Source organism: Schaalia odontolytica (assembly GCF_024584435.1).
Taxonomy (GTDB): Bacteria; Actinomycetota; Actinomycetes; order Actinomycetales; family Actinomycetaceae; genus Pauljensenia.
In genome coordinates this window covers 1,302,239-1,318,847 of record NZ_CP102197.1, presented here as the reverse complement: position 1 = coordinate 1,318,847, position 16,609 = coordinate 1,302,239, and the positions used below count along the sequence as shown (strand labels likewise).

The following is a 16,609-nucleotide window of genomic DNA, read 5'->3' as shown; positions in this document are numbered from 1 at the left end:
CGCATGGGCAATGTTCCGCATCCTGGTTATCCGTGTAACGATCCGTCACGCTCGTGCATGCTATGTCTAACCCATCATCCATAATCTTCTCAAGGTGAAACACATGCGCGAGTTTCTGCGTAAGTCCGGAATTCTCGTGTGGGTGATCGCGGCGATCATCCTCGCGAGCGTCCTCGGATCGATTCGCATTGGCGGCAACCACCTGATCCCGGTCGGGGTCGGACGCGTTTTTGCAACCTTCTCCGACATCTTCAGCCAGTTCCTGAGCTTTGCGATCCCGCTGATCATCATCGGCCTCGTGACTCCTGCCATCGCCGACCTGGGTCGAGGGGCCGGGAAGTGGCTGGGCATTACGACCGCTTTTGCCTACGGATCGACCCTGTTCTCCGGCTTCCTCACGTTCCTCGTGTGCTTCTCGCTTTTCCCGCGCCTGCTCGCGTCGACTCAACTGTCGAGCGTGGACAAGCCGGGTAGCGCCCTGGAGTCCTACTTCACGATCGAGATGCCCCCGCCCCTGCAGGTCATGACCGCGCTGCTGCTGTCCTTCGTGGTCGGCATCGGCCTGTCGATGGTGCCGCGAGGCGTCCTGCGCAAGGGATTCATCGAGTTTCGCGCGATCATCACCCGCCTGATTGAAACGATCATCGTTCCGCTCCTGCCCCTGCACATCTTCGGCATCTTCCTGAACCTGACCTACACGGGAGAGGCAATCTCCGTCATCCGCACGCTGCTGCGCGTGGTCGTTGTCGTCCTCGTCTTGGAGGTCGTCATTCTTCTCACACAGTTCTGCGTCGCGGGAGCGGTCGCGCGTCGCAACCCGGTCAAGGCGTTGCTCACCATGATGCCGGCCTACCTGACGGCGCTGGGGACCTCCTCCTCGGCGGCAACCATCCCGGTGACGCTGCGCCAGACGAAGAAGAACGGCGTGTCGGAGGCGGTCGCTTCCTTCACCGTTCCGCTGTGCGCGACGATCCACCTGGCCGGCTCGACGTCGAAGATCTTCGCCTTCGCCTTCGCGATCGTCCTGACCCAGGGGCTCAGCGTTTCGCCGGTGCAGTGGGTTGGATTTATCTTCATGCTCGGCATCACGATGGTCGCCGCCCCCGGCGTGCCCGGCGGCGCCATCATGGCGGCCACGGGCCTGCTGTCCTCGATGCTGGGGTTCAACGAGGCGCAGGTCGGGCTCATGATTGCGACCTATATCGCCCTGGATTCCTTTGGTACCGCCACGAACGTCACGGGCGACGGGGCGATCGCGATGATCGTCGACCGCGTCGCTCACGGAACGATCGGGCGCGAGGGAGACCCGGAGAACGCCCGCGAGCTGGCTTTCGACGGCATGGTCTACCTGGATCGCGTCTCCGTCGAGGGCGTTGTCAGTCCCGAGGAACTGGCCGATTCGGCCGCTCGTCATCGCACCACACGGGTTCCGGGGCATTTCCTGGGAGGGCAGCCCTAGGGGTCGCGGGTACGCTCTCGTCTCGGCGTCTCATGGGAGTAAGGCCCTGGTGTCTGGCGGGGTGGTGGCGTAGAATTGACGGCGATAGGCCTGTCGGCTTACCCGGCCCTTCCGTCAATGAAAGATGGCAGAAAAATGAGCACTGTGCGCATCGGAGTCCTCACATCCGGCGGAGACGCCCAGGGAATGAACGCGGCCGTTCGCGGAGTTGTGCGAACGGCGCTGGCCAGGGGCGCGCAGCCCTACGCCATCCTCGAAGGATGGCAGGGTGCATGCGACGGCGGCGATTCCATCAAGAGAATGGAATGGTCGGACGTGTCCTCGATCCTCGCCGAAGGCGGGACGGTCATCGGCACAGCCCGCAGCGCGGACTTCCGCACCTACGAGGGGCGCCACCGTGCCGCGGCCAACCTCCTCGAACACGGGATCGACCACCTCGTCGTGATCGGCGGCGACGGATCTCTGTCGGGAACGGACGAGTTTAGAAGCGAGTGGGGGCAGCACGTTCGAGAACTCGCCGATGAGGGCGTTATTTCGGAGCAGGATGCTCTCGCCCACCCGGATCTCATCGTCGTCGGTCTGGTCGGATCGATCGACAACGACATGGTGGGCACCGACATGACGATCGGCGCTGACACCGCGCTGCACCGCATCTTGGACGCGATCGACCAGCTGACCAGCACGGCGGCCTCCCACCAGCGCACGTTTGTCGTCGAGGTCATGGGCCGTCACTGCGGCTACCTGCCCCTGATGGCCGCGGTCGCGGGCGGCGCCGACTATGTCTTCACCCCCGAGGATCCGGCCGGTCCCGGTTGGCAGGATGACCTCGCGGAGCACCTGCGCCTGGGCCGCGAGGCGGGGCGCCGCGAGTCGATCGTCCTGGTTGCCGAGGGAGCGCGCGATCGCGACGGCAACGAGCTACCCGCGCAGCTGGTCGCCGACACCATCGAGGAACGTACCGGCGAAGACGCGCGAGTGACGATTCTTGGTCACGTCCAGCGCGGGGGCACTCCGTCGGCCTACGACCGCTGGATGTCCACCCTGCTCGGCTACGCCGCCGTCCAGGAGATCCTCGATCGCACGGGCGATGATGAGCCCGTCATCCTGGGGGTGCGTCACAACCGCATCACCCGGATTCCCCTCATGAAAGCGGTGCGCGACACTCGCGCTGTGAAGGACCTGGTCGCGGCGGGAGACTACAAGGCCGCCCAGGCGTCGCGGGGCACGTCTTTCTCCTCGATGGTGGGCATCAACCAGGTGCTGTCGACGCCTCCTCAGCTCACCCCGGAACCGGAGGGTGAAACGATGCGGGTCGCGATCATCCACGCCGGCGGCCTCGCGCCCGGCATGAACACGGCGGCCCGGGTGGCCGTGCGCCTGGGCATTGCCCGCGGTTGGACGATGCTGGGCGTTGAGGGGTCGTGGAGTGGCCTCGCCGACGACCGGGTGCGTCCCCTCATCTGGTCGGACGTTGAGGGGTGGGCCTTCAAGGGAGGCGCGGAGCTCGGAACGAAGCGCGACATCCCGCCCGTGGAGCAGTTCTACGCGCTGGGGCGAGCCATCGAACGCAATGAGATCGACGCGCTCCTCGTGATCGGAGGACTCAACGCCTACCTCGGTGTCCACGCCATCACCTCGGAGAAGGACCGCTACCCGGCGTTCCAGATTCCGATGCTCCTGATTCCCGCGTCGATCGACAACAACCTGCCCGGTTGTGAGCTCGCGATCGGCACCGACACGGCGATCAACAACGCCACGTGGGCGATCGACCGGATCAAGGAGAGCGCCGCCGCTTCCAAGCGCTGCTTTATCGCGGAGACGATGGGGCGCCGCTGCGGATACCTGACTCTCATGAGCGCCCTGTCGACGGGCGCGGAGTACATGTACATGAACGAGGACGCTCCTTCCCTCGAACAGATTGCCGTAGATGCGGCTCGGATGGTGACGTCCTTCAAGTCTGGGCGTCGGCTCTTCCTCACCCTCGTCAACGAGTCGACGTCCCAGTACTACGACCGCGAGTTCCTCGCCGACGTGTTCAACGCCGAGTCCGAGGGCATCTTTGATGTGCGTCACATGGCCCTGGGGCACCTGCAGCAGGGCGGGTCGCCGTCGCCCTACGATCGACTCTTGGCGACCCGGCTCGTGAGTCGCGCCTTCGCGCAGCTCGTCGACCAGTTCGAGCGTGGGGACCGGGGGGCCTACTACATCGGACAGGTCGGCAACAACACCGAGGCGCGGCCCGTGAAGAACATGTTCGACGACCTGGACATCGTCAACCGTCGGCCCTTCCTCCAGTGGTGGCGTGACATGGTTCCCGTCCAGCGCATCGTCTCCCTGCAGAACCCCGGGATTGAGGCCGCACCGATCCACATCGACGATTCGATCGAGTGACGCGTGGGCGCATGCGCCCGGTGGTGAGGCCGCGGATCCCCGTTTTCTGAGGGGGGACGCGGCCTCACCGATCGGGGAGGGAAAACCGGGGGTGACCGCGGGGCTCAGCGTCGCTAAAATAGGAGCGAACGTTCCTCGACTCTCAGGAGACCCCATGAGTGATATCCCCGTGATCGATCCGACGATGACCCCCGCGTGGGACACGCTCGATCAGCTGGCCGAAACCTTTGATCCCGACCTGCGCAAGCTATTCGCGGACGACCCCACGCGCACGCAGGCATTCACCTTCGATGCGGCCGACCTGCACGTTGACCTGTCGAAGAACCTCGTGTGCCCCACGCTGGTGGGACACCTCCTCGCGCTCGCTGAGCAGACCGGCGTCCTCGATCTGCGTGACCGCATGTTCGCGGGTGAACACATCAACGTCACGGAGGATCGAGCCGTCCTGCACACCGCCCTGCGTCGCCCGGCCACCGATTCCCTGTCCGTGGACGGACAAGACGCGGTCGCAGACGTCCACGCCGAACTCGATAAGATCTACGCCTTTGCACGTCGCGTGCGCAGCGGGGAATGGAAGGGCGTGACGGGCAAGCCCGTCAAGACCGTCGTCAACGTCGGCATCGGCGGCTCCGACCTCGGCCCCGTCATGGCCTACGAGGCCCTCAAACCCTACGTGCAGGCGGGCCTGGAGTGCCGCTTCATCTCGAATATCGACCCCACCGACGCCGGCGAGACCACGAAGGACCTCGATCCCGAGACGACCCTCGTCATCGTTGCCTCCAAGACCTTCACCACCCTGGAGACCATCACGAACGCGAAGGTCGTGCGCGCCTGGCTCCTGGATGCTCTGCGCGAGCGCGGCATCGTCACCGATGCCGCTTCCGAGCAGGACGCGATCGCGAAGCACTTCGTGGCCGTGTCCACCGCCCTGGACAAGGTCGCCGCCTTCGGCATCGACCCGGCCAACGCCTTCGGCTTCTGGAACTGGGTGGGCGGACGCTACTCCGTGGACTCCGCCGTCGGCACGTCGCTGGCCATCGCCATCGGCCCCGAGGGCTTCGCCGACTTCCTGGACGGCTTCCACAAGATGGACCGCCACTTCGTCGAGGCGCCGCCCGAGAAGAACGTCCCCCTGCTCATGGGGATGCTCAACGTGTGGTACTCGAACTTCCTGGGCGCCGACACGCACGCGGTCCTGCCCTACTCCCAGTACCTGCACCGCTTCCCCGCGTACCTGCAGCAGCTCACCATGGAATCCAACGGCAAGTCGGTGCGCCGCGACGGTAGCCCCGTCACGTATGAGACCGGCGAGGTGTTCTGGGGCGAGCCTGGAACGAACGGCCAGCATGCCTTCTACCAGCTGATCCACCAGGGCACCCGCATGGTCCCCGCCGACTTCATCGCCTTCACGAACCCGACGTGGGCGCTGGGCGATGGTGACGCCGACATGCACGAGCTGTTCCTGTCGAACTTCTTCGCCCAGACGAAGGCGCTGGCCTTCGGTAAGACGAGCGAGGAGGTGCGCGCGGAGGGGACGCCCGAGGCAATTGTCTCCGCCCGTGTCTTCACGGGAAATAGGCCCACTACCTCGATCATGGCGCCCGCCTTGACCCCCTCTGTTCTGGGACAGCTGATCGCCCTGTACGAGCACATCACCTTCGTGGAGGGCGCTGTGTGGGGCATTGACTCCTTCGACCAGTGGGGCGTGGAGCTGGGCAAGGTTCTGGCCAAGCAGATCCTGCCTGCCATCGAGGGCTCGTCCGAGGCCCTGGACGCGCAGGATCAGTCGACTCGCGCTCTCATCAAGTACTACCGAGCGCACCGCACGAAGTAGTCTCGCCTGCTCTTAGACGTGGGGGCCGCGCCGGTAGGCGCGGCCCCCACTGTGTTATCGGGTTGTGCGCCGACGCCAGTAGCCGATCAGGCCGATCGTGAGGGCGGGAGCCCACAGGAGCAGCATCGGGGCGTAGGCCGCGACCAGGATGGCCACCTGCCAGCCGTTCATGCCGTCCGCGGGGGTCGAGCCGTCGGCAAGGCCCAGCCAGATGGAGCCGAACCTGATGATCAGGGTGGCGCTGATGCGGTAGAGCAGGGCGTTTCCGATCCCTCCGAGCACGAGGGGCAAGAACGTGGGGATCTGTCTTCCGCCGAGAAGGGGACACCATTGGGGAACGCGCTCGCCCCAGGGGTAGATGAGGCCGAGGCACAGGGTTCCAGCGAGGACCTGGATGGCCTCGAGCCCCAGGACGTAGCCCGTGGCCGAGGCGTTGGAACGGAAGAAATCTGCCTGGGAGAAACCGAGGTCCGCGCCGGAGAGCATCCCGATCCTCCACGCCACGGGCAAGAGGGCACTGATGAAGGCCGTCCAGCAGGCGACGCGCGCCCAGCGCTGGGGCGGGCGACCCGTCGAATGGCCGTGGGGCACCTGAGAACCCATGGCCTCACTCCCAGCGGAAGAAACGCGCCGCCGCGACGGCGCAGACGGCGCCGAAGACGACGAGAACAAGCGCTGCCACCCAGTGCTCTGCCCACCCATCGCCCACCCAGAGACCCCGCGTCAGGTAGGTGAGCTGCGTCATCGGCGAGTACTTCGCGACCGAGAGGACCCCGGGGGGCAGCATCGCCAGGGGCACCGCTGCACCGGAGGTGAAGATCAGCGGATACATGAGGATGTTCCCCAGCCCCTGGGCCGCACCCACGTTGCGGAAGCGCCCGGCGATCAGGTAGCCCGGCGCCAGGAAGGCGGCCAGCCCCAGCATCGTCGCGACCAGGGAAGATACGAAGGCCCCGGCCGAGGCGGGCCGCACCCCGAAGCCGAGGGCAGCGATCGCGTACATGGCCGCGAAGGACACCAGGCCCAGGACCATCCGGGAGACGACGTCGGCGGCCAGGTAGAGCGCGGGGTTGAGCGGGGTGGCGCGGAACCGCCGCAGGACGCCCGCGCCCCGCTGGGTCACCAGGTCCACGGGGACGATGATGAGCGCTGTGATCGCGATGACGATGCCCGGGAAGGCCGTGAAGTTCGCCTCGAGGAATCCCTTGCCGCCGAACTCGGGCGCCGGGTTGTTGCCGAAGATGAGGCCCATGCACCCGATGAACGCGGGGGCGAAGAGGATCATGAAGATGACGGTGACGGGTTCGCGGAGCACGCGCATCGCGGTGACGCGGCAGAGTTGGACGAAGGTGCGCATGGCTCATGCCTCCTGACGCATGTCGCGGCCGGTGAGGGCGAGGAACACGTCCTCCAGGCCGGGGGAGCTGGTGCGGATGTTGGATACGGTGGCGCCGGTGGCCTCGATGGCGGAGACGGCGGTCTGGGGGATCCCCGAGCCGGCCCACAGCATCGACACGGCGGTGCCGGCGACCGCCACGTCGCTGATGCCCTCGACGCCGTCGAGCGCGCTGGGCTGGATCGTGCGGGAGGTGCGCAGCTGGACCTTGGTCCCCTTCCCGAGGGAGCCGATGAGGCCCGGGACCGTGTCGAGCGCGATGAGGCGGCCCGCGTCGATGACGGCGACCCGGTCGCACAGGGCCTCGGCCTCCTCCATGTAGTGGGTGGTCATGACCACTGTGGCCCCGCCCTGTCGGATGGAGCGCACCACGTCCCACATGGCCAGGCGCGCCTGGGGGTCGAGCGCGGTGGTGAGCTCGTCGAGGAAGACCAGTTCGGGCTTGCCCAGCAGGGCGAGTGCGATGAAGACCCTCTGGCGCTGTCCGCCCGAGAGCTTGTCCACGTAGGAGCGCCCTTTGGAGGCGATGCCGAGCTCGTGGAGCAGTGCGGCGGGGTCGGCGGGGTCGGAGTACATGGACGCGAAGAGGGCGAGCGCCTCGTTGACGGTGATCTTGGGCGGCAGGGCTGCTGTCTGCAGCTGGACGCCGATGCGTTCGCGCCACCGCTTGGTGGGGTGGGAGGGGTCTTCCCCGAGTACGTCGATTTCGCCGCTGTCGGGCAGGCGCAGGCCCTCAAGGCATTCCATGAAGGTGGTCTTTCCTGCGCCGTTGGGGCCGATGATCCCGAAGATCTCGCCGGGGGAGACCTCCAGTGACACGCCGTCCACGGCGGTGAGGTCGCCGTAGCGCTTGGTGACATCCGCTGCGCTAATAGCTGGGGTGGTCATTTCTACTCCTGGTGGTGCAGTGGGGTGGTGTTGGGTCTACGAGGCGGGGGTTGCTCCTGTGGGACCGCTGTCCGCCTCGGGGGGTGTGTCGCCTGCCATGGTGGTGCGCACGAGGGCTGCGATGGGGTTGGTGTCGGCGTGCTGGGCGAGCAGCAGGGACAGGGGGATCAGGGCGAGTCCTTGGGCGGGGTCGGTGAGTACGACCAGCTGGTCGCCGGGCTCTAGGCCGAGGGACTTGCGTGCCTGCGCGGGAATGGAGATCTGTCCTCGCGTGCCCACGGTGACGGTTCCGAAGAAGCCGCGCCCGCCGGGGCCGATGTGTGCGGGGTTTCGTGGTGTCATAGTGCCAGCCTCTCTGCTAAATCCAACATAACATGCAAAACATGTATATATGTATTATATGCCTCTTCGGATGTACTTACGCCCGGAACGGCATGTGACCCGTCCCTCATCTTGTGTCCGGGCTATGGGTGCGATGCCGCTGTGGACGCACAGATGCATCTGCGGGAGGCGGCCAGTTGGCGGGCTGACACGCGAGGAATTCCGTGTCGCATGCGAAACGCCTCGGGGCGGGTCTGATTGACCCGCCCCGAGGCGTTGAGTGATCGCGGCTACGCCCGGCGACGACGCGCGCGACGCTGGGCGATGAGGAGAACGCCGCCCAGGCCCGCCGTGAGGGCGATCATGCCGAGAAGGCCGACATGCGTGCCCGAATTCGCCAGTTTGCCGGACTTGCCTGCTCCCGAGGGGCCCGCCTGCCCTTGATCACCGGGGTTTGGCTGTTCCGGTGCCGGTGGCTCTGCTGCCGGGAAGCGCAGCTTTGTCCAGACCATGCGGTGGTCGGAGGTCGGGAAGGGATGGAGGCCGGTGAGACGGAACAGCTCGTCGTCGCGGGTTGGCCAAAAGACCTGCGCCTCGTCGACCTGCGTGCCCGTGTTCGGCAGCACGTAATCGATGCGCAGATTGCCCGGCCGCGGATCGTCGTTGAAGTCGCCTGTGTCGTACTTCGGATCCGTCTTGTGCTTCAGGTTGGCCCCACCCTGGAGCTTCGCCTCGCTGGGCCCGCCCTGCGAGGTCGGCATCGTGTCGACGATTCGGGGGCTGGTCAGGAGCTGGTCGATGGCTCCCGGGTACGAATCGCCGTCCAGTGGATCGGAGTTGTAGTCGCCCAGAATGACGAAGTTCGCATCGGTGGACAGGCCGCCCTTGACGCCCTTGTCGTCGTAGAGGTAGTCGGCCCGGTTCGCTACGTAGTCGGACCACACGCGGATCTCGTCGAAGTTGCGTTTCTTATTGCGCTGCTCGGGTCCGTCAAACGAGGGCGGGGTCGGGTGAGCGGCGAGAACGTGGACGGTCGTGCCGTCGACATCGACCGGCAGGTCGGCGTGCGTCTTAGACGAGAGGGGGAAGCGCTGGAGTATCTCGTCGGAGTACCAGCCCGAGCCGTCGGCGTTGGTCGGAAGGAGGGCGCCCGGCATGTCCTTCCACAAGAAGTTTTGGAACGTGCGGATCTGGTCGGTCTTAATCGGGTATTTCGAGTAGACGACGAAACCGTATTGACCCGGGAACTTGCCGAAACCCCAGGCGTCGGAGGGGCCCGAGGTGCTTCCGTCCCCGTCCAGGTCGAAGCCGCTGGGGACTCCCGTGTTCACCGAACCTGCCCACGAGTAGGGGTAGGTGACGGGCTGGGCGCCGTTGTGCGGGACTTCGAGGTAGTTCGTGCGAAAGAGGTCAATAGCCGCCGAATTCGCGTCGTAGTCGAACTCGTTGATCAAAATGATGTCCGGATTCACGCGTTGGATGGTTTCTGCGACGTTGGACGCCTGGGTATTGCCTGACGTGGCAAGGTCGTCGAGAAGCTGACCCGGAGAGTCTCGGTTGAGGCTGGCGTTGAACGTGGCCACCGTGAGGGCATCGGTTGTCGCCGACCGCGCGGGATCGGCGAGCGCGGGGGCAGCCGGTAGTAGGCATAGAGCAAGGGGGAGGCAGGCCGCTGTGGCGACCGAGAGGGGCTTCATCGCCGTAATCTCCTTCAACACCGTTGGGATGGGTACAACAGATGGTAGATCCCCGGGAGGGCAACAAACAAGGATGTGGTACGGGTGGGCGGGGACCGGGAGTATCCTCAACCGTACGGGCGCTCGTCGGCTCCCCTTCCCGACCAACGAATCGAGGCTTCCATGGTTTCAACACCGTCCCTGGCGTGCATGGGCGTCAGCGCTCTGGCCACGCTCGTCCTGCCGATCGTCATCCTCGTCGTTGCGCGGCGCAGGTGGCGCTTCTCCCTGTGGTCCGCCGCCGTCGGCGCGCTCGTGTTCGTCGTGTTTGCTCTCCTCCTCGAGGGAGGAACGCACTCGCTTGTATTCGCGGCCGTCCCAAGCCTGCGCAGTAATCCCGCCCTATACACCCTCTACGGGGCGCTCACGGCCGGAGTATTCGAGGAGCTCGGGCGGGTGTGTGGCTTCGCCGTGCTACGAGCAAGCGATCGGCGCCCCGACGACGTCGGGCGCGCCCTCGGAGCGGGCATTGGACACGGAGGCATCGAGGCAATGCTGCTCGTGGGAGTGGGGATGGTCTCCAGCCTCGTGACCTCGGTGAGCATCATCAACGCGGGGGCCAGCGAGGCGTTCCTCGCCGGCTTGCCCGATGCCCAGCGTGACGTCGTCGCCCGCCAGTTCGACTCACTCATCAACACCCCGGCCCCCCTCTACCTGCTGGGCATCGGCGAACGCGCCATCGCCATCGTCTTGCACATCACCCTGTCGGTCCTGGTCTGGATGGCGTTCACGGGGCGGATCCGCCGCTGGTGGATCCTCGGGGCTGTCCTCGCCCACGCCCTCGCGGACGCTGGGGCGGCCCTGTATCAGAGCGGGGCGGTGAGCGTGTTCGTGGCGCAGGGATGGGCGCTGATCGTCACCGTCATCCTCGCGCTGGCGGTCAGGCGAGTCTACGTGTCCACCAAGGCGCCGCTCGCTCGCGGGGGCGCACAGGCATCGTGAGCGAGCGGCGGGCGGGACACGAGCGCTCACGCGGGAATGTCGCGCACGCGGTAGGCGATCAGGCCGCCAGCGCAGCACGCGATGCCAACCCCAAGCTGGACGGCCATGGGCAGCCAGTGGGTCGTCCCCCACGGATCGGCCACGTGCCCCAGGACGCTGAGATCCTGCGCCCACTTCGGCATGTCGATGAGGCCCCCGAAGAAGCGCGCGAAGGAACTCCACGCGATGACCGCCCACGCCAGGGACCGCCACCGGGGCGCTGCGCCCACCAGCAACGCGGCGATTCCCGCCGCCGCCACGACCCCCGGCAGTTGGGTGAGTGTGGAGACGAGCGCGCGGGCGGGAGCGTGGTCCTCGCTCACCTGAGTGGCCATGGCGACCGCCAGTACGGCGCCTGACACGACGAGCAGGACCACTCCCGTGCCGATGGCGTCGGCCACGGCCGCTATGAGCGCGCGCGTGCGCGGGACCCCGCAGGCCAGCACCGCCTCGGACAGCCCCCGCTCCTCAGACGCGGCCAGGCCGAGCACCCGCTGGACGACCGCGGTGGCGACCAGGGCCACCATCAGAACCGTGAACAACGTGGTGTACTGGACGACGGGCCGCATCTCGGGAGCCATCTTGTCCATGTAGGCTGCGCTGGCGGGGTTGTTGGCGATCAGGTCGGACAGATCGCCCGACATCGCGCCGAAGAGCGCGCCCGTGAGCACCAGGGCGAAGGCCCAGGCCGCCAGGCGCCGAACGCCCAGGCGCGCGGTCAGGCCCAGGGGGCCGCGCACGCGCCACCGCCTGACGGACACGGAGCGGTCGGCCAGCACCGCCCCCAGCAACTCCCGGCGGGAGTGGAGCAGCCCCGCCAGCGCCACCAGCGCGGCCACGATCCCCACGAAGACGGCGAACGCCCACACGCGCTCCGCCCCGAAGGGCTCGGCGATATCCCGCCAGGCCAGGGGGCTCAGCCACCGCAGCCACGCGGCCCCCGTCTCGTCGGCCACGACGCGGACGGCGAAGGCCGCCCCGAAGACCGTGAAACACAGCCCCCGGGCCGCCGAGGCGTCGCGAACCAACTGCGAGGCCACCAGAGCAACACCCGCGAAAGCCCATCCCTGGGCGATGGCCACGCCGCCGAACACGAGGGCCCCGCGCAGGGGCGTCTCGCCCACGACGGCGTCCACGCCGATCAGCGAGGCCGCCAGCCCCGCGCCCGTGAGCGCCATCGCGCCCAGCGCCCACGCGGTCGCCGAAGCGAAGGGCGCCCAGCGGCCCGCGCCCGCCCCGAGGACGACCTCGACGTGCCCGTCCTGCTCATCGCGCCGGGCCAGTGCAGTCGTGAGCATGATCGCCATGATCGCGACGAACCACAGCAGGTACCCGCCGTCCTCCCAACTGGCGAACTCCCCCACGCCGCCGGTGTCGGGGACGGGGCCGAAGAGCAGGCGCACGCCCAGCGCTTCGCGCATCTGGGCCAGGATCGCCGTGCGCACCTCCAAGGAGGGGTAGGTGCGCTGCAGGGCGATGGGGTGGCCCAGTAGGAACAGCCACAGCGGCACCATCCACGCGAGTGCCTGCCACCTGTAGCGGCGCGTCGCCAGTCCCAGGCACCGCCGGACTCCCGTGAGCGCGCTCATGACCGCGCCCCCTGGTCCCCCGAGTAGTGGCTCATGAACAGGTCCTCCAGGCTGGCGGGCTCCACCTGCACGTCGTCGACCCCCAGGTTCGCGACCGCGCCCAGGACGGCGGGCACCAGGGAGGAGGGGACGTGCGTCTCCACGCGGGTGCCGGTGGGGCGGACGGGGGCGCCGAGCCCGGCCAGGGCCTCGACGAGGCGGTGGTGCCGCGCGTCCGACTTCCCGACGCCGATGCGGATGGCGGTCTCGGCCAGGGAGCGCAGATACGACAGGTCGCCGCTCTCCACGGTGCGCCCGTCCTTGATGATCGTCACGTGTGAGCACAGGTCCTGGACCTCGGCCAGGATGTGGCTGGACAGCAGGACGGTGGCGCCACCGTCGGCGGCCTCGCGGACCACGTCGGTGAAGACGCGCTCCATGAGGGGGTCCAGGCCCGAGGTCGGCTCGTCGAGGATGAGCAGGTCCACGGGCGCGGACAGGGCGGCCACGAGCGCCACCTTCTGCGCGTTGCCCTTGGAGTAGGTCCGCACTTTCTTGGTGAGGTCCAGGTCGAAGCGCTCGGTGAGCTCCTCCTCGCGGGCGCGGTCGCGCGAGCCGCGCAGGCCCGCCAGGGTGTCGAGCACCTGCCCGCCCGTGAGGTTGGGCCACAGGCTCACCGAGCCGGGCACGTAGGCGAGGCGGCGGTTGATGGCGGAGGCTTCGCGGGTGGGGTCCATCCCCAGGACGCGGGCGCGGCCGCCGTCGGTGTGGTACATGCCCAGCAGGACGCGGATCGTCGTGGACTTCCCCGCGCCGTTGGGGCCCAGGAAGCCGTGGATCTGGCCTTTCCCGACACCAAGGTCGAGGCCGTCCAGGGCCTTGACCTTCCCGAAACTCTTGATGAGGCCCTCGGCCTCGATGAGATCAGACAATGCTCCATTCCTTTCCTGTTTTCTCTTCGAGCACGGGCCCGAACTCCGGGTCCGCCTGCAGGCGGCGGACCAGGTCGTCGATGACGCGCCTCTGATCGGGCTCGGGGTAGCCGATTTTGGAGAGCCGGGCCACCCGCTTCCACAGCAGGTGCCCGGGCCCGCCACTGGGCAGGTCGCGCAGCAACGCGAGGGCGGTCGACCTGTTGCGCTCGAGGACGGCCCACTCGGCCTCCTCGAGCTCCTCGATGACGCGCTCCCTCTCCTCGTCGCCGTAGGCGCCGGGGTAGCGGCTGCGGTCGAGTGTGGCGAACCTGGTTAACATGCGGACCACCGCTCGGTGGTCCTCGTCGCTGAGCCCCTCGATGAACGGGCCCAGCGAGGCCGGGATGAGGCCCGAGATCGCCAGCGCCAGGACCATGCGCCGGTCCGTGTGGACGATGGGCAGCGTGGCCGGGTCCTCAACGAGGCCCTCGATGCGATCGTAGAAGCGCTCGAGGACGACGGGCAGGGGCGAGAGGGCCTCGCCGGAGCGCACCCTGGCTACGAGCTCGTCGATGCGGGCCCGCTGGTGGTGCAGGACCTCGATGCGCGCGTCGATCTGCGCCCGCGTGGCGAGCAGGTCCGCCTCGATGGCGCTGCGCCCCTGGGAGGGCTCGTCGGGCAGCATCTGGGCGATCTTCGCCAGGGGGATCCCGGACTCGGCCAGCCACCGGATGCGCAGCAGGCGGGCCAGGTGCTCAATCCCGTAGTCGCGGCGCCCCGCGACGAGTGGGGGCACAGGGAGCAGCCCCAGGCGGTGGTAGTAGCGCACCGTCCGCGTCGTGGTCCCCGCCAGGTCGGCCATCACTTTGACTCTCATAGGTACCATCGAACACTGTGACGCGGCGTCGCTGTCAAGGGGAATGTGGGTGATGGAACCAGGCTGGTCGCTGGCATCTCCCAGGAGGGGCGCGAGGATAACTCGGTGCGTCAGGTTGGACCCGGCGCATGAGGTCGCGTCCTCGCGGCCCAGGAGGTTTGAGAACTCGTCGTCGGCGCGCCGCCCCCGTTACAGGCCGCGATCTCGCCGGAGCCGCCCGGCCTGCGAATGCGGGTTGAACCCGATCACCGTGTAGGCGCCGAACGCCCAGGCGACGGCGACGCCCATGAGGAGCGTTCCGAGGACTACGCCTGAGATAAGTTCCCGCAACCACCCCGGCCCTTCGAAATCGCTCGCCTGCCTGGCCCCGACGAGGCGTACGGCGAGAAGATAGAAACAAACGGCGATCGCGCTGGCGAGCACGTACCCGATGGTGGCGGCTAACGCGGGGCCGAGAGGTCCGGCGAGGAGCGCTTTAACAAGGCTGGCGCTCACGTGTGCCGCGACAAGACCGACAAATAGGATGATCCCCTGGAGAATCGGCATCCGACCGATCGAGGGCAGCGCCGCCAGTGCCTGTTGCTCCGAGGGTGGAACGAGGGGGGCGCCGGCGTCAGCGCGCAGGGGAGGCGTCCACGAACTTCTTCACCAAGAATCGCCGCAACCACCACAAGAACCTAGACGTTCACGGAATGCTCGCGTGAGTCGCTAGTATGGCGTCATGAGAACCTTGATCGTCGGCGCTGGGATTTCGGGACTCGCGTGTGCGGATGCGCTGGCCGGGTGGGGCCAGGACGTCGAGGTCTACGAGGCGAGCGGGCGCGCGGGCGGACGCATGGAGACCGCAACGGTCGCCGATTGTCGGGTCGAGGTCGGCGCTAACTTCCTGTCCTCCACCTACCGTGTCATCCCGCGCATGGCTGAGCGCCTCGGCGTTGCGCTCCGCCCGATTCGTGCGCGCGCAGGAATCATCGTCGACTCGCAGGCTGTGACCTACGTCCCCAACGGATTCGCGATGGTGCGAGCGGGCGTGATGGGCTGGCACGAAGCCGCCCAGGCGGGATGGCAGCTGGCCCGCCAGTTTCCGCGCCTGGCGAAGGCCAATCCGGCTGACCCGGCCCAGTGGGCCGACATTGACGTGCCCGCCGATGCGTGGTGCTCCGGGCGATTTGGGCGGGCCTTCACGAACGCTGTCATCGGCTCGTCGTTTCGGGGATACTACTTTCAGGACCTTGCGCAGACGTCGGCGTCGGCGGCGCTGGCCATGGTGTCCTACGGCTCGCGCCCGTTCACGACGCTCACCGCAGATCCCGGGCTCGAGGCGATACCTCGGGCGTTGGCCGCGGGACTGTCGATCCACTACGAGGCTCCTGTTGTGCGTGTCGAACGCGACAGGACCGGCGGCGCGTTGGTCCTCGCCAACGGGACGGTGGTTGAGGGGGATCGGATCGTCTTGGCCGTTCCCGCACCCGCGGCCGCTTCGCTCGTGGCGGATCCGTCCCCGCTCGAAACCCAGTTGCTGTCGACCCCCTATAGCTCGGGGCTCCTGGTCGTCCTCGCGTGCCGTCGTCGCCTGACGGAACGCGAGTTGGGCGGTGCATACGGTTTGCTGGCGTCGCCGAGTCAGGCTGGCCCCATTGCCGCGCTGTGTGTGGCGAGCCGCGCCGGGCACGCGGCGCCGGGCGCAGATGCCGTGACCGTGATGTTCGATGGGGAGGCGGCGGAGCGTTTGATCTCCCAGGGAGAGCCAGACGCCGATGTGGTGACGCGAGCGGTTGCGGCGCTGTGCGAGCTCGCGCCGACTGTGGAAGACGCCGTTGATGGGGAGGCGAGCCGCGTCGTGAGGATTCCCGCCGCGATGCCGACCTGCCGGGTCGGGCGAGTCGGCAGGGTTCGCCGCTATCGCGTTGAGCACAGGGGCCCGGTCATTCTGGCGGGCGACTACCTGGCGTTCCCGTGGTCGGACTCGGCGGCCTTGACGGGCCTATGGGCGGCGAACTGCGTCCGGGTGTCGGGCGGGCGCGACTGAGAGGCGCGCGGGGAAGACGCTGTCGTGTGCCGTCTCGCGTACCGCGGTCTCCGTGCGTGATCGGGGAATCCGTCTACTGCGTCGCGCGGTGACATGTGTCACGCCATCAACGCATTCGTCCCCGGCGAACCCGAGCGCGTTACCCGCATTAAGACCCGCATTACCTCCCCGGTGCACCCGGGAAGCACCCTGACGACCCGACTGTGGGAGGTCAA

Annotated in this window: 14 protein-coding genes; 5 read left to right on the top strand and 9 right to left on the bottom strand. The window is 67.6% G+C overall.

Annotated elements, in window-relative coordinates; translation table 11 throughout:
• Window positions 1–103 precede the first annotated feature (103 nt).
• From NQK35_RS05805 to pgi, 3 genes are all read left to right on the top strand, one after another.
• Window positions 104–1,459, top strand: a complete 1,356-nt coding sequence (locus NQK35_RS05805; RefSeq protein ID WP_257113450.1) for a dicarboxylate/amino acid:cation symporter — start codon at window positions 104–106, stop codon at window positions 1,457–1,459.
• 135 nt (window positions 1,460–1,594) lie between these two features.
• A complete protein-coding gene (locus NQK35_RS05800) occupies window positions 1,595–3,850 on the top strand; it encodes a 6-phosphofructokinase (RefSeq protein ID WP_257113448.1) in 2,256 nt (751 codons plus the stop codon).
• A 154-nt stretch (window positions 3,851–4,004) separates the two neighbouring features.
• Window positions 4,005–5,684, top strand: coding sequence for a glucose-6-phosphate isomerase (gene pgi, locus NQK35_RS05795; protein ID WP_257113446.1), 1,680 nt, complete (start codon window positions 4,005–4,007; stop codon window positions 5,682–5,684).
• A gap of 54 nt (window positions 5,685–5,738) precedes the next feature.
• On the opposite strand, the gene NQK35_RS05790 is transcribed toward pgi, so the two are convergent.
• The 5 genes from NQK35_RS05790 to NQK35_RS05770 form a co-directional block, all read right to left on the bottom strand.
• The gene (locus tag NQK35_RS05790; protein ID WP_257113444.1) at window positions 5,739–6,287 is read right to left on the bottom strand and encodes a hypothetical protein; all 549 of its coding nucleotides are present in this window, start codon (window positions 6,285–6,287) and stop codon (window positions 5,739–5,741) included.
• 4 nt (window positions 6,288–6,291) lie between these two features.
• Complete coding sequence (locus NQK35_RS05785) at window positions 6,292–7,041, bottom strand: ABC transporter permease (RefSeq protein WP_257113442.1); 750 nt, start codon at window positions 7,039–7,041, stop codon at window positions 6,292–6,294.
• Between the two features lie 3 nt (window positions 7,042–7,044).
• Window positions 7,045–7,968: an ABC transporter ATP-binding protein gene (locus NQK35_RS05780; RefSeq protein WP_048742949.1), complete on the bottom strand. Its 924-nt coding sequence runs from the start codon at window positions 7,966–7,968 to the stop codon at window positions 7,045–7,047.
• Window positions 7,969–8,004: 36 nt separating this feature from the next.
• Window positions 8,005–8,310, bottom strand: coding sequence for an AbrB/MazE/SpoVT family DNA-binding domain-containing protein (locus NQK35_RS05775; RefSeq protein ID WP_009213297.1), 306 nt, complete (start codon window positions 8,308–8,310; stop codon window positions 8,005–8,007).
• Window positions 8,311–8,579: 269 nt separating this feature from the next.
• Entirely contained in the window at window positions 8,580–9,986 is a 1,407-nt protein-coding gene (locus tag NQK35_RS05770; protein ID WP_257113439.1) for an endonuclease/exonuclease/phosphatase family protein, read from the bottom strand.
• A 189-nt stretch (window positions 9,987–10,175) separates the two neighbouring features.
• Between NQK35_RS05770 and NQK35_RS05765 the strand changes: the two genes are divergently transcribed.
• Window positions 10,176–10,967: a YhfC family intramembrane metalloprotease gene (locus NQK35_RS05765; protein WP_306456025.1), complete on the top strand. Its 792-nt coding sequence runs from the start codon at window positions 10,176–10,178 to the stop codon at window positions 10,965–10,967.
• Between the two features lie 26 nt (window positions 10,968–10,993).
• Here NQK35_RS05765 and NQK35_RS05760 read toward each other — a convergent pair whose 3' ends face one another.
• The 4 genes from NQK35_RS05760 to NQK35_RS05745 all read right to left on the bottom strand — a co-directional run bounded on the left by NQK35_RS05760 (window position 10,994) and on the right by NQK35_RS05745 (window position 14,911).
• Window positions 10,994–12,595, bottom strand: a complete 1,602-nt coding sequence (locus NQK35_RS05760; protein WP_257113429.1) for an ABC transporter permease — start codon at window positions 12,593–12,595, stop codon at window positions 10,994–10,996.
• Window positions 12,592–13,506 carry an ABC transporter ATP-binding protein gene (locus tag NQK35_RS05755; RefSeq protein ID WP_257113427.1) on the bottom strand — a complete coding sequence of 305 codons (915 nt, stop codon included), beginning with the start codon at window positions 13,504–13,506 and terminating at the stop codon, window positions 12,592–12,594. Before NQK35_RS05755 ends, NQK35_RS05760 begins: the two co-directional genes overlap by 4 nt.
• Window positions 13,499–14,374 (bottom strand): MerR family transcriptional regulator, encoded by an 876-nt coding sequence (locus tag NQK35_RS05750; protein WP_306456002.1) that lies wholly within the window; start codon window positions 14,372–14,374, stop codon window positions 13,499–13,501. Before NQK35_RS05750 ends, NQK35_RS05755 begins: the two co-directional genes overlap by 8 nt.
• Window positions 14,375–14,554: 180 nt before the next feature.
• Window positions 14,555–14,911, bottom strand: a complete 357-nt coding sequence (locus tag NQK35_RS05745; RefSeq protein WP_257113423.1) for a hypothetical protein — start codon at window positions 14,909–14,911, stop codon at window positions 14,555–14,557.
• A 175-nt stretch (window positions 14,912–15,086) separates the two neighbouring features.
• On the opposite strand from NQK35_RS05745, the gene NQK35_RS05740 reads away from it, so the two are divergent.
• Window positions 15,087–16,394 (top strand): protoporphyrinogen/coproporphyrinogen oxidase, encoded by a 1,308-nt coding sequence (locus tag NQK35_RS05740; protein ID WP_257113421.1) that lies wholly within the window; start codon window positions 15,087–15,089, stop codon window positions 16,392–16,394.
• The last annotated feature ends 215 nt before the right edge of the window (window positions 16,395–16,609 follow it).

What these genes read in the sequence shown, in the direction of transcription:
- pgi (WP_257113446.1), top strand. Translation starts at nt 4,005, where the DNA reads ATGAGTGATATCCCCGTGATCGATCCGACGATGACCCCCGCGTGGGAC.
- NQK35_RS05775 (WP_009213297.1), bottom strand. Translation starts at nt 8,310, where the DNA reads ATGACACCACGAAACCCCGCACACATCGGCCCCGGCGGGCGCGGCTTC.
- NQK35_RS05805 (WP_257113450.1), top strand. Translation starts at nt 104, where the DNA reads ATGCGCGAGTTTCTGCGTAAGTCCGGAATTCTCGTGTGGGTGATCGCG.
- NQK35_RS05745 (WP_257113423.1), bottom strand. Translation starts at nt 14,911, where the DNA reads ATGCCGATTCTCCAGGGGATCATCCTATTTGTCGGTCTTGTCGCGGCA.
- NQK35_RS05760 (WP_257113429.1), bottom strand. Translation starts at nt 12,595, where the DNA reads ATGAGCGCGCTCACGGGAGTCCGGCGGTGCCTGGGACTGGCGACGCGC.
- NQK35_RS05765 (WP_306456025.1), top strand. Translation starts at nt 10,176, where the DNA reads ATGGGCGTCAGCGCTCTGGCCACGCTCGTCCTGCCGATCGTCATCCTC.
- NQK35_RS05790 (WP_257113444.1), bottom strand. Translation starts at nt 6,287, where the DNA reads ATGGGTTCTCAGGTGCCCCACGGCCATTCGACGGGTCGCCCGCCCCAG.
- NQK35_RS05785 (WP_257113442.1), bottom strand. Translation starts at nt 7,041, where the DNA reads ATGCGCACCTTCGTCCAACTCTGCCGCGTCACCGCGATGCGCGTGCTC.
- NQK35_RS05740 (WP_257113421.1), top strand. Translation starts at nt 15,087, where the DNA reads ATGAGAACCTTGATCGTCGGCGCTGGGATTTCGGGACTCGCGTGTGCG.
- NQK35_RS05750 (WP_306456002.1), bottom strand. Translation starts at nt 14,374, where the DNA reads ATGGTACCTATGAGAGTCAAAGTGATGGCCGACCTGGCGGGGACCACG.
- NQK35_RS05770 (WP_257113439.1), bottom strand. Translation starts at nt 9,986, where the DNA reads ATGAAGCCCCTCTCGGTCGCCACAGCGGCCTGCCTCCCCCTTGCTCTA.
- NQK35_RS05800 (WP_257113448.1), top strand. Translation starts at nt 1,595, where the DNA reads ATGAGCACTGTGCGCATCGGAGTCCTCACATCCGGCGGAGACGCCCAG.
- NQK35_RS05780 (WP_048742949.1), bottom strand. Translation starts at nt 7,968, where the DNA reads ATGACCACCCCAGCTATTAGCGCAGCGGATGTCACCAAGCGCTACGGC.